7 protein-coding genes are annotated in these 13,372 nt (G+C 30.3%); 6 read left to right on the top strand and 1 reads right to left on the bottom strand.

Going from position 1 to position 13,372, the window contains the following annotated elements; translation table 11 throughout:
* Positions 1 to 4 precede the first annotated feature (4 nt).
* Positions 5 to 4,468: a coiled-coil domain-containing protein gene (locus LY60_RS04135; protein ID WP_145080399.1), complete on the top strand. Its 4,464-nt coding sequence runs from the start codon at positions 5 to 7 to the stop codon at positions 4,466 to 4,468.
* A gap of 270 nt (positions 4,469 to 4,738) precedes the next feature.
* Here the strand turns inward: LY60_RS04135 and LY60_RS04130 are convergent, their stop codons facing one another.
* Positions 4,739 to 6,139: a L,D-transpeptidase family protein gene (locus tag LY60_RS04130; protein ID WP_145080396.1), complete on the bottom strand. Its 1,401-nt coding sequence runs from the start codon at positions 6,137 to 6,139 to the stop codon at positions 4,739 to 4,741.
* 267 nt (positions 6,140 to 6,406) lie between these two features.
* Here LY60_RS04130 and LY60_RS04125 point away from each other — a divergent pair, with 267 nt between their 5' ends.
* The 5 genes from LY60_RS04125 to LY60_RS04105 all read left to right on the top strand — a co-directional run bounded on the left by LY60_RS04125 (position 6,407) and on the right by LY60_RS04105 (position 13,346).
* On the top strand, positions 6,407 to 7,531 hold the full coding sequence (locus LY60_RS04125) for an aminotransferase class I/II-fold pyridoxal phosphate-dependent enzyme (RefSeq protein ID WP_145080393.1): 1,125 nt from the start codon (positions 6,407 to 6,409) through the stop codon (positions 7,529 to 7,531).
* A gap of 231 nt (positions 7,532 to 7,762) precedes the next feature.
* The gene (locus LY60_RS04120) at positions 7,763 to 9,241 is read left to right on the top strand and encodes an aminotransferase-like domain-containing protein (RefSeq protein WP_145080390.1); all 1,479 of its coding nucleotides are present in this window, start codon (positions 7,763 to 7,765) and stop codon (positions 9,239 to 9,241) included.
* Positions 9,242 to 9,464: 223 nt separating this feature from the next.
* The gene (locus LY60_RS04115; RefSeq protein ID WP_145080387.1) at positions 9,465 to 10,664 is read left to right on the top strand and encodes an iron-containing alcohol dehydrogenase; all 1,200 of its coding nucleotides are present in this window, start codon (positions 9,465 to 9,467) and stop codon (positions 10,662 to 10,664) included.
* 50 nt (positions 10,665 to 10,714) lie between these two features.
* Complete coding sequence (locus tag LY60_RS04110) at positions 10,715 to 11,596, top strand: EFR1 family ferrodoxin (RefSeq protein ID WP_145080384.1); 882 nt, start codon at positions 10,715 to 10,717, stop codon at positions 11,594 to 11,596.
* A 292-nt stretch (positions 11,597 to 11,888) separates the two neighbouring features.
* The gene (locus LY60_RS04105; RefSeq protein WP_145080381.1) at positions 11,889 to 13,346 is read left to right on the top strand and encodes an aminoacyl-histidine dipeptidase; all 1,458 of its coding nucleotides are present in this window, start codon (positions 11,889 to 11,891) and stop codon (positions 13,344 to 13,346) included.
* Positions 13,347 to 13,372: the final 26 nt, after the last annotated feature.

The following is a 13,372-nucleotide window of genomic DNA, read 5'->3' as shown; positions in this document are numbered from 1 at the left end:
GATAATGCCAGCTATTAGAAAAATTAGAATTTGTGGAATTACTTATAATGATGGTAATAATATAGCGGATAACTTGTTGCTTGATTTTGAAGGTTTAAATTCAACTTATGAAGCTATAAACGGATTAGGTAAGTCGTTTATCTTACTTTGTGCATTACAGACAATCATTCCTAATTCATATTTGGTTGCTAAGAATCCTTTTAAAAAGGTATTTAAAGGTTCAAATGCAACTAAAGCAGCTCATGTTGTAGTTGAATGGGAGTTGGATGAAGGTTATCCATGCAAGTACCTATTGACAGGATTTTGTGCGAAGAAGAAAAACGGCGAAGATAAATATATTGAAAATCAAGAAGATGATGGTATTGATAAAAGTGCTTCAATGGACTATTTCAATTACTTGATATCATATAACTCTCCTCATGAGTATGATGCAGTACATATTCCTTTACGTAAAGAAAATGAAGCAAACGAAAAAACTATAATAAACTATGAAGGATTAAAAACTAATCTTCAAAAATACAAGAAAGAAATCGTACTTAAAAATATTAGTGTTGAAATATTTGGACCAAATGAAGCAAATGACCTAACTTCTTATAAAAAAAGCCTTGCTCAGTATAATATTATTGATACAGAATGGAGCATGCTTAGACAAATAAATACCGGAGAGGGTAATCCAATAGAAGGGTTCTTTAAAAACTACAAAACTGCAGATGCGTTTATTTTAAAGTTCATAATTCCTGAAATAATTGAAAAAAGCTATATGTGGAAACATAATAAGGATTATCAGGATAAAGAAAAGCTTGCTAATACATTGTTGGATATGAAAGATCAATTAAAAGAACTTACAACGAAGAGAAGTATTCTTGCCGAGTATGATTACATGATTAAAGTAATAACAGAACTTGTAAGTATAGAAGAACAATTAAAGGCTGTATTTAAAAATAAAAAAGATTTAGAAGAAAAATTATGTATGGTAATTAATTATTTAATTGCTCAACTTGACGAACTTGAAGAATATAAGGAGTTATATAAAACAGAATTAATAACTCTCGACCAAAATAGAAAGGATACAGAAAAGAAACAGCTGTCTGTAGTAATTAAGAAGAAATTAATAATAGTTGATGAAAAGAATGAAGAATTAAAAGAACGTACAAATGAATTAAACATTGAAATAGCAGAAAAAGAGAAAATAGAAGAATCTATAAAGTTTGCAAATGCCGGTAATGCATATATTGAATATAAAAAGGCTAAATCAGAATATAAGGAACTTGAACTTTTAAAAGAGAAAAGAGAAGAAAATGTAGCTGATTTAAAAAAACAAAGAAATCATTATGGCACTATATATAGACATCATATCAATAAACAAATATATGATATCGAAGATAAAGTAAGTGAACTTAAAAATGATAGAGACTTATTGGTTGAAAAGCAAAGTTCCCTTTATGATGAAAAAGAAGCATTGGGGAAAGAGCATTCTGATTTGAAAGCGAAAATTGATGTTTTAGGAGAAACAATTGATAAGAAGGAAAAGACAATAGAAGAATTAAAAACTAAGCTTTTAAGCTTAGGTGTAATGGACTTTTCTGAAGATTCATTTGTTAGAAGTAAAGAGCGACTTGCAAAGCTTGAAAATGAAGAGGATCATCTAAATCAAGAAGTGCAGTCTAAACTACCTATAGAGAGGACTCAACGTGAAAATGATAAGCAAAATGCTGAGGAAAGCTATAGCCGTTTAAATGATAGTTTGTCTCAAAAGGCTTCCGATCTTGAAGCATATAGTAACCAGAAAGCTAAATATTTAGAGGTAGCTGCTGATTATGATGTCCCATATGAATCAAAACTTAGTGTTGTAATAATAAAAGAAATCGACAAATTAAAGATTGAAAAGCAAAAGAAAGAAGATGAGTGTAACGCACTTTCTTCCTTGATTAAAAATCTTAATGAACAGAAGCCTTTAGGTGTTCATCAAGAGTTGCGCTATGTTTTTGATAGGATGAGTAAAATATATAGCTCTGCTCAGTTAGGAATTGATGATATTGAGGGACTTGAGTCGGATAATAAAAAGGACATCCTTGAAAAAAATATCTTGGTTCCATATTCAATAATATTATCAGATGAACATTTTGATGATTTTAGCAACAATAATGATTTAAGATTGTCTTTTGGTGATTTAGCAGTTCCAGTAATTAGTCGTTCCACAGTTAGAAGTCGAGATAAATTAAATCTTAGTTCAGTACAATTTTCTACAAAACCAGTTGATTTATTTATTGATGAAGATCTAATAAAAAGAGAAATAGAGAAAAAGAAAAAAGAATTAGAAGAAAGAAGAAATGAAGAAAATATACTGAAAACTTCTATTTCTGTATTGGATGGTCATTTGAAAATAGCTACAAGATTTGAATTTTCTTATGTTGAAGATTTCGAGAAAACTATAAATGATGAGATAGCTCAAATTAAATCTGAAATCACAAAAGTAAAAGAAAATATAAGTTTGCTTGATGAAAAAATAAAGAATTTAATTTCATTGCATCAGTCAAAGAAAGAAGATTTAGATAAATTAAGACTACAAATAATAGATGAAAGGGAAATAGTTATTGCTCTTGATAGTTTTATAAAACTTGATAATGAGTTATCTGTTGAAATACCAAAATTTGAAACTCTTGAGAAAAAAGAAGAAAAATTAAATAACATCCTAACCAAAAAGAATGAAGAGTATAAAGAGAATGACAAATCTTTAGTAAGAATGAAAGATACAATTAGAGATAAAGAAAACGAAAGTTCTAAATTAAAGGAATTATTGCAGGATGTTAATACAAACATAACAAATGTTGAAATAAATCATTTGGATTATTTAAAAGTAAAGATAGATGAAGCAAGGGAACAATATCAATCTATTCAAAAATCTATTCAGGAAAAAGACGGTGGATTAATCGACTTAGTTAAGCAAATGCAACAGAAAGAAGATGTATGTGTAAAAGCTGTTGAAGTAATGAATTATCATGGATATACTTTAGACTTTTTGGTCGATAAAGATAACTCAGCAGCTATATCGTCTACTTCATTTGAGAAACTGAAGGCTCTTGATATTGAAAAAGATGAAGCTGAAAAATTAATTGAGCCAATTAAAGGGAAAAAATATAAGCTTGAGGCTGATATTGATAATTTAAACGCCAGTATTAATGAGTTAAAGGATAAATTTAAAGAAATATGTGATTCATATTATGATGATGAGCTTTTTAACAACATTAATGATCTGGACAAATATGAAGAGAGTTTAAATATTGAATTCAGAAAGATAATGAAACAAATTGAAGAGTATAAAAAGTCTTATGCGGAGTGTACTGAAAAAATAGACGCTTTTTCTAAGAAATTAGATAGTGCTAAAACTCAAAAAGAATCATATGACATTATATTTAAAACCGATGAGTTAAGTGAAGATGTTAATGTAATTGACGGATTTGGTGGTAACATAAAAAAATATCAAAAGGATATTGATTCAATCAGCGAAAATATCATCATTACTGTTAATAAGGCAAAAGAAAAATTCAAAGATGCAAATATTAGTAATTTTACTACTGAGTTAAATGATATTAATATTCCAAAAACATTGAAAGATGTTGAGTTTCAAATTAATTCTATGATAGGGGAAGATGGTTATATTGCTATTATAGAACAAGAAAAGAGTGAAATAGAAAAAAGTATAGAAGATTTAAAAAGATTGAAAGAAGAATTTGTAGAATTATGTTCTCAAAGGTGTAATGAAGTTTTAAATGACATTAAGAAGTTTTCTACATTATCGAAAATTGAAGTTAAAGGTAATCAAAAGGAAATTATAAGATTAAATACAAATAATGTTCCTGAACCAGAATATAGAAAACAATGTTTAAGCGACTATATAGATAAACTTATAGAGGACATTGAGAGCTATGAAAAAAATGAAGATAAAGAAAAGTATCTAAAAGAAAAATTATCTCTCTCAAATCTATTTAGTAAAAGTTTTAATGAATTAAGAAGATGGGATATTGATGTGTATAAGTTCGAGGACTTAGCAGATAATAGCAGACCTCAGAAATGGAAAGAAATTGTTGGTTCAACAGGTCAAACTAATACAACTTACTTAATGATTACAATTTGTTTAATCTCATATATAAGGAAGTTGTATAATAGAAATTCTAGTGATACAAGAAAAGTAATCTTGTGTGACAATCCATTTGGTTCAAGTGGCGCAACATATTTATATCAACCATTGATGCAGCTTCTTGAAGTTAATAATATTCAATTTATATGCCCAGGATTTAATATACCTGCAAGTTTACTTGGATTATTTAAAGTAAACTATGTATTAGATCAAAAATTGTTGCCTAACAATAAATTATTGTTAGTTACTAAAACTCTTGAAGGCAGAAAGCAATCTGATAATAATGATTATCTTTTCTCAGGGGCGCAATTAAAATTAGAGGGTATATAATATATTTAAAAGTTTGAAAAAACTTTTAAAGTGTAATATTCGGAGTCGCAAAAGCACATATATGTCATTCCTGTATGTGCTTTTGGCTTTACAACTTATTAATTTATAAGAGCCTAAAATTTTTAAGGAATCTGTTTATGAAATCATGACCACCGGCTTAGCGGTGGTCATGATTATAGACGATTTTTTGTTTCTAATATAGGTTAATTAAAAAGTAATCATTATTTAAAATATTCGCAACTGTTAACTCCTCAGGATCATTCATTTCCATTATTCTTCATAACAAACAATTGGAATACCTGGTTCAATGTTTTCAAAAATTATTTTGGCTACATAAAGCGGAACATTTACACAGCCATGTGATCCGGAATGTTTATAGATTTCTTTTCCAAATTCATATCTCCATTTCGCATCATGTATACCGATATTTCCGTAAAATGGCATCCAATAATTCACATTGGTTTCATAATCCTCACCCGTGAGAATAGCATTCTCTTGTTTATAATTAAGAGCATAAGTGCCAAGGACAGTTTGATGTTCTTTATTGGGATTGCCACTTACTATATTACTTTGAACTATGAGCTTTCCGTTTTTATATAACCATAAAAGCTGTTTTGAAATATTAATTTCAACATAAGTATCTCCAATATCATTTTCATCCCTGCTGCGTGCCTTTTGAATATAAATTGGTTCTTTTTCTCTTACTTCTCCTAATATTATATTATCAATCAAGGCCTCTGTTTCAGCCCATGCATCTATTTTCCATCCATATAAACCGCCTTTTACTTCTACTGTTTTGTCTGTGGATGTTTTAAATTTTCTTGTATGCCCCATAGTATCATATTTTTTGCTTAAACTTTTTACATAATCTAAAACTTCAGTCTTATCAATATAAACTTCTAAATCTTCATTTATTTTAAACCATCTATTAGTTATGTTTTTATCCAATATTTCTTTTCTAGTTGCAAACAAATATGTAATTTTGGTATTTAAATATTTGTTAAGCATATAATAGGTTTCCATAGCTTTATCTGAGACCATTGTATATTTAGGATTTTCATAGCAATTATCTTTATCTAAATTTAGTATTCGTTCTCCTAACAATATGGAAAGTTTTATTTTTTCTTTTAATAAGTCCTTGTTTATTTTATTTCCCAAAATCTCTTTAATGATTTTATATGAACCATTTACATACAAAAAACTTGCATTTTTAGGTTTAATAATTTCATGATTTAAGCAGTTCAAATCATTTATTTTATTTTCAAATATTTCATGGTTAAATGCGTATAAATCGTTAATATAAAACCTTTGTATTTTGAACAATGATATTATCCATAAAACAGAATTTTGTATTTTATAAACATCTGATGCGCTGTTTTTATTATTGTAATATATACCTAAATATTTTACTGAAATAATTTCAGTCATTCCACTTCTTTCTATAAGCTTCAATTCATAATTATTAATATGATCTAGAAATAAATCTTTGATTTCATCATTTGATTTTAGGGATACATCAACTCCGTTTATTTGAGTATTAAATTGATAATGATTAATAAAAAATAATGAGAACAGAAAGTAAATTATTATAAAAGGTAAAATAATCAAAATATAAAGATTATATTTTTCAATATAAGATCTAGATAAAATTTTTATAGTCTTGTTTTTCATTATTCAACCCTTTCAAAAAATATTAACTAATTAATAATATGTGTAAGATTTTATAATAAAACATGTTTGAGAATTATGTAATAAAGATGTTTTTGAGTGTGAGATTTTGCCCAATTTATTCCTTGCTAATTTTGAAATAGTCACATATCAATTGGCTGGTTTTGTTTTATTTAGTTGGCTGTTTGTTCTATAAAAATTGTATGATACAATTCACAATATAGTAAGGGAAACCCCTATTATTAAGAATAATTTAATGGAGGTATAGAAATGAAAATTAATGATTTTAAACTTGAATGTTATTTTGGACGTTATGAATTTACTGCACCGTATTTGCTGACTCAATCTGATTGTGAATCCATGACAACAAAAGAATTACTTTCTATGGAACCTGGTGCTGAAGAAGAATACTTAAATCAATGGTTGGGATATACTGAAACATGGGGTGATCCAGAGTTAAGAAGATTAATTGCTACATTGTATAATGATATGACAGCAGATGATGTGTTAGTTTTTCACGGAGCTCAGGAGGCCATTTTTGGGTATATGAATGTATTGCTCAATGAAGGTGATCATATTATTGCTATGTATCCTAACTATCAGTCTGCTTTTGAAGTTGCTAATTCAATTCCAAACTGTGAATTTTCAAAGTGGTATATAAAAGATGATGGTGCAAAATGGACAGTGGATTTTGATGAGCTTGAAGCGTTAATAAGGCCAAATACTAAAGTAATTGCAGTTTGCTCACCAAATAATCCTACAGGATATACTTTTACTAATGCTGAAATAAAACAGTTATGTGAAATATGCAGGAAACATGACATTTATCTATTCTCGGACGAAGTATATAAAGGACTTGAACTGGATGGAAACAAAAGAGAGTGGATGGCTGATAATTATTACAAATGTGCTTCACTTGGTGTAATGTCTAAGGCTTACGGTCTTGCTGGACTAAGAGTAGGCTGGCTTGTATCAAAAGATCATGAGACTTTAGAAAATGTTGTTAAATTTAAACACTATATGAGTATTTGTGACTCAGCTCCATCTGAGTTTTTATCAAAAGTTGCACTTAAGCATAGCGACGAACTATTAGAAAGAAGTATCAAAATTATTAGAAATAATTTGAAATTAGCAGATGAATTCTTTGACAGATATTCAAATATATTCGAGAAGAAGCCAATAACATGTGGACCGGTTGCATATCATAAGCTCTTGATTGATATGCCTGTTAAAGATTTCTGTCAGCTTGCTGTTGACAAGAAGGGGGTATTGTTGTTGCCTTCAGATATTTATGGTATGGATGATCAATATTTTAGAATGGGATACGGACGTATGGGTGTTTCTGAAAGTTTAGCTAAATTTGAAGAATTTTTAATTGAAGAAAAATTTGTTTAACAGGGCAAGTGCAACAACCTGAAATTGCATCAATAGAAATTCCGGAAAATAACGGTGAAACTGATATAAAATCATGCTATAATAAATTATATGAAAGTAAATCGATTAACATTGCTACAGAATTTTATAATAACGGAAAAAACAACATTAGGATAATGTTACAGCAATAAAAGTATATGAAATTGCCAGGAAAAATGGTTTAGGAATATATTTAGGTGTAAAGGTGTATTGATGAAAAAAGTTATTGTGGATTGGATACCGGATAAAGGGTCTAAAGAACCTGTATACCAGCAAATAGTGGACTATATATCAAGCAAAATATCAAATGGAGATTGGGTAATTGGGTATTATTTACCATCAGAGAGAGTACTTGCTGAAAAATTTAAGGTGAATAGAAGTACAATATCTGTGGCATTAGATATTTTGAAGGGCTATGGGATAATAGAAGGAAAAGGTCGTAAGGGAACAGTTATAGCAAGTAATACCTGGTCACTAATGATTTCATCAAGTGAAGCCAATTGGGGGAGCTACGTGAAATCAGGATACTTCAAGGAGAACCTCCCTACAATTCAAGAGATCAATCACATGGAGTTTCAGAAGGGTATGGTTAGGCTTGGAACTGGCGAATTGTCTCCAAAATTATACCCATCAAAAATGATGAAGGATGTTTTTGTAAAATTATCTCAGACAGTCACATCTTTGAACTATTTGGAACCTTTAGGATTGTTGGAATTAAGAGAAATTTTATCAGAGAAGTTAAAGAATAAAGGTATTCAATGTAAACCATCCAATATTCTTATTACATCAGGATCTTTGCAAGCTCTTCAATTAATCTCAGTTAGTATACTTAAACAAGGATTAACCATATATACGGAGGCACCTTCCTATATAAAATCACTGCAGGTTTTTCAATCAGTAGGAATGCAGCTTTTGGGTATAAAAATGGATCATGAAGGTATTCAATATTGGAAAATAGCAAAGGAAAGAAAGAATATAGAAGATGCGATTTTGTATACTATTCCAACATTTCATAACCCAACTGGGATTGTCATGTCTGCGGACAGAAGGAGAGAATTATTTAAGTTTTGTATAGATAACAGGATTCCGGTCATTGAAGATGATGCTTATGGAGATATTTGGTTAGAAAATGAACCTCCTAAACCATTAAAAAGCATGGATGAACATGGAATGATTATTTATTTGGGAACAATATCTAAAGTTTTAGCACCCGGACTTAGAATTGGATGGTTAGTTGGATCTGAATCAATAGTCAATCGTTTAGGTGATGTTAAGATGCAGACAGATTATGGAGCAAGTTCTGTGTCTCAATGGATATTAAAAGAGGTCTTATCCAATACAAACTATGATCAATATTTGAAAGAAACTAAAATTGCATTAAAAAATAGAAGAGATTTAATGATATCAGCCCTTGATAAGTACTTTAAAGAATTAGCAGTATGGGAAACTCCAAAGGGAGGATTCTATATCTGGCTTGTATTGAAACGAGAGATTTCGATGGAAAAATTATTTCAGGCAGCTATAAAAGAAGGAATACTTTTAAATATAGGCAGCAGCTATGATTTTAATAAAAACAATGCACTTAGGCTGTCATACTCATATATAGATGAAAAAGATATTATAGATAATATAAAAAAGTTATCCATTTTGGTTAGAAATTTAACAAAAAATAGTCTTTTCGAAGTAAAATAATAAATCGGTACAATCCACCTCCATACAAAGTTATGGATATAAAAGGTTCCTAAAATTAAGGAGCTTTTTATGTTTTTTGTAGGCAAAATATTCGAAGATTACCGGCAACTTAACATGGTTAAAATGGAAATAAAAGGGTATAAAAGCTGTGTAAAAATAAACAATTTAATTTTACATGATAGTAAATTTTATAAATATAGTCAATACCAGGGAGGTGTAATTGATGTATAAACTTTATTGTAGAATCTATCAATATGTGTTTAAGATGGTTTTCTATTTGTTGCCTTGGCGTAAACCCGAGATTATTGAAGGAGTAGATAGTGTAAATTATTTGCCAAAACTTATAAAAGACATAGATATCGATAAAGTAATTGTTATAACTGGTAAAATAATTTCATCAATTGGTTTAATGGATGGGGTTCTTGAAGGGCTGAAAAATGAAGGAGTGGATTTTGTCATATATAATAATACTTCTCAAAATCCAACAATAGACAATGTTGAAGAAGCTTTGGAAATGTATAAATCAAACAATTGTAAAGGTATTGTAGCTTTTGGCGGAGGTTCTCCAATAGATTGTGCAAAAGCAGTAGGTGCAAGACTTGCATGCCCAAACAAGAGCATTTTACAGATGAGAGGGGATTTAAAGGTTGGGAAAGAGATTCCTCCTCTGTTTGCTGTACCAACAACTGCCGGAACAGGAAGTGAAGCCACAATTGTTGCAGTAATAACAAACAGCAGCACTCATGAAAAATTAGTAATTGGCGATATGGTGCTTACTCCTCATTATGCTGTTCTTGATCCATCCCTCACAGTAGGACTTCCTCCGGATATTACAGCAGCTACAGGAATGGATGCTTTAACTCATGCTATCGAAGCTTATATAGGAAGAAGCAATACAAAGGAAACATCTGAATTAAGCAGAATGGCAGTAAAGTTAATTTTTGAAAATATTTATGAGGTGTATCGTAACGGCGCAAATGTTGAAGCCAGAGGAAGTATGTTAAAAGCTTCAAATTATGCAGGTATGGCTTTTACGCGTGCCTATGTCGGATATGTCCATGCAATTGCTCATACACTTGGAGGTTTTTATGGAACACCACATGGTCTAGCCAATGCTGTTATTTTGCCTTACGTGCTTGAATACTATGGAGAGGAGGCATATAAACCTCTTGCTGAACTTACAGATGTAGTTTTATTAGGAAATTCGACGGATAATTTAGAACAAAAATCATATAACTTTATAAAAGCAATCAAGAAGCTTAATAAAGATATGAATATTCCTGATAAAATAAGCGGTATTAACGACAGTGATATACCATTGATGGTAGAAAGGGCATATAAAGAGGCTAATCCAAATTATCCGGTTCCTAAAATATTGTCAAAGAAAGATTTGTTCAGTATTTATGAGATGATAAAAGACTAGATATTGGCGAGAATAAATAGAATTCTAATAAAATAGGAGATGAGATTATAGTGAAATGCTTAATTGCTTATCATTCAGTAACAAATTCGACTTTTTCTGTAGCAAAAAACATTGCAGAAGGATTAAAAGAGTCAGGAATTGATACAACCTTGCATAATTTGAATGATGATATTTTTCCTGATCTTGAGGGATTCGATATTTTTGGAATTGGAACTCCTGTTTACTATTTTCAAATTCCAATTAATGTCATAGAATTTATTGAAAAATTGCCTGATTTAAGTAAAATCAGGACATTTGCTTTTCTACTAAATGGATCTTATGCCTGGAATGCAGGAGACATGCTTAAACAAAATTTAGTTGCCCGTGGATCAAAAATTGAAGGATGGTTCTATAGTCTGGGTGCAGATTATTATCTGGGATACAATAGATTGGGTTGCTTTCCTTCATACAGCCATCCTACAATGGATGATTTAAACAGAGCTAAACAGTTTGGTATGGATATGGGGAAAGATTCAAGCGATACAAAGTGGCCTGAAATTTCAAAAAAGCCGCCTCTAATGTACAAATTTGAACAGATTGTGCTCAGCCCAACTATGATAAAAAACTATTACCAAAATTCGTTTAAGTTAAATAAACAAAAATGCATAAAATGTAATACTTGCGTCAAGGGCTGTCCGGTTAATAATATAAGCAGTGATGATGAAGGCTTTCCAAAATGGAATAAAAAATGTATATTTTGTCTGAATTGTGAAGCCACTTGCCCAAAAGGGGCTATTTCTTCTGCATCATCATCGATGCTTTCCGCACCTGTCATCAAGTCTAATGTGAAGCATATTCTTAAAGATCCATCCTTGGAAAAAGTAAAGGTCAGGATGGTCAATGGTAAATTGGAAATATGTGAAAATATAAACCAAAAGGAAACTAATAATTAGTTGCGAATGAGCAGTAAGAATCATCAGACTTTTGTAAGGGAAAAATTGCAGTTTAAGTTTTGTAAATGGAAATTTAATTAAAACTCCTCAAAATTGAGGAGTTTTTTATGTGGACATAAGAAACTATGGCATTCAAATTTCACATACTCATAAAGGTTTTATTTAATGAGATCAGAATCATAGTTGGAATTTATATTTGAAAATTCCTATTAATATGGTTAGTAAATAGATTTATGGTAAATATATATATGATTTGATTTTGAAACAACAATAGTTAGAAAGGATAATATGAATGATAGAAGTACTTAAGGATTTACAACCTGTTGATGTATTTAAATATTTTGAAAAGCTTTCACAAATCCCGAGAGGTTCAGGAAATGAAAAAGAAGTCAGCGATTACTTAGTTTCATTTGCTAAGGATAATAATCTGGAATATGTTCAAGACTCTGCATTAAATGTTGTTATCAGAAAGAAGGCATCACAAGGATATGAAAACAGTCCTATAGTTGTTTTGCAGGGACATATGGATATGGTAAATGAAAAAAATTCAGATGTAGAACATGATTTTACAAAGGATCCACTTAAGTTGAGAATAGTAGAGGATAGAGTATATGCTACCGGAACAACTTTAGGAGCTGATAATGGAATTGCAGTAGCAATGGGGTTAGCAATCCTTGCTTCTAATGAATACCAGCATCCAGCAATAGAATTACTTGTAACCACTTCTGAAGAAACAGGAATGGATGGAGCTATGGCGCTAGATCCTAAAAATATAAAGGGCAGGACTCTTATTAATATTGATTCTGAAGAAGAGGGTACATTATTAGTGAGTTGTGCCGGCGGTGTTACTGCTAAAGCGTCAATTCCTGTTAAGTTTGAATCAGTAAATGAAAACCTTGTGGCTTATTCAATTAAGATTATAGGCCTTAAGGGTGGTCACTCCGGAATGGAAATAGACAAGGAAAGAGGAAACTCCAATAAATTAATGGGTAGAGTACTTATGAGTATATTATCTGAAATAGATATTAGGCTTAGTTCATTAAACGGCGGGTCAAAACATAATGCAATTCCACGTGAGACTGATGCAGTTATTTTAGTAAAAGCTGAAGATAGTGTAATAGTCGAGAAGAAAATATCAGAGTGTGAAGAAATATTTAAAAATGAATTGAGAACTCCAGATCCAGATATAAGAATAAAATTTGAAGTTTTACAAAATTCTCCTACACAAATGTTTTCAAAAGAATCAACTAAAAATGTAGTTAACTATTTATACTTAATTATTAACGGTGTTACTTCAATGAGCATGGATATTAAAGGATTAGCGGAAAGTTCCTTAAATCTAGGAGTTATTACAACCTATGAAGACGGGGTAGAATTCATAAGCTCAATCAGAAGTTCTGTCAGGAGTATAAAAAATGAATTATATAACAGATTATCAGTAACCGCTGAAATTAACGGCGGTAGTGTAATCAGCGAATCCAGTTATCCTGAATGGGCATATAATCCAGATTCAAAAATAAGAACAGTCTTTGAAAATGTATATGAAAAAATGTACGGTAAAAAGCCTCACATTTCTGCTATACATGCCGGTCTTGAATGCGGGCTGTTTGCAGAAAAATTTGGCGAATTAGATGCAATTTCCTTTGGACCAAATCTATATGATGTTCATACTCCAAATGAAAATATGAGCATTTCTTCAGTTCGAAGAACGTGGGAATATTTGTTGGAAGTATTAAAAAATATAAAATAAACTCAAAACGAAATAACGGAGGTATT

The organism is Sedimentibacter saalensis (assembly GCF_007830175.1).
Taxonomy (GTDB): Bacteria; Bacillota; Clostridia; order Tissierellales; family Sedimentibacteraceae; genus Sedimentibacter; species Sedimentibacter saalensis.
Note: the sequence above shows the minus strand (reverse complement) of the source record. Positions and strands in the feature narration are given on the sequence as shown.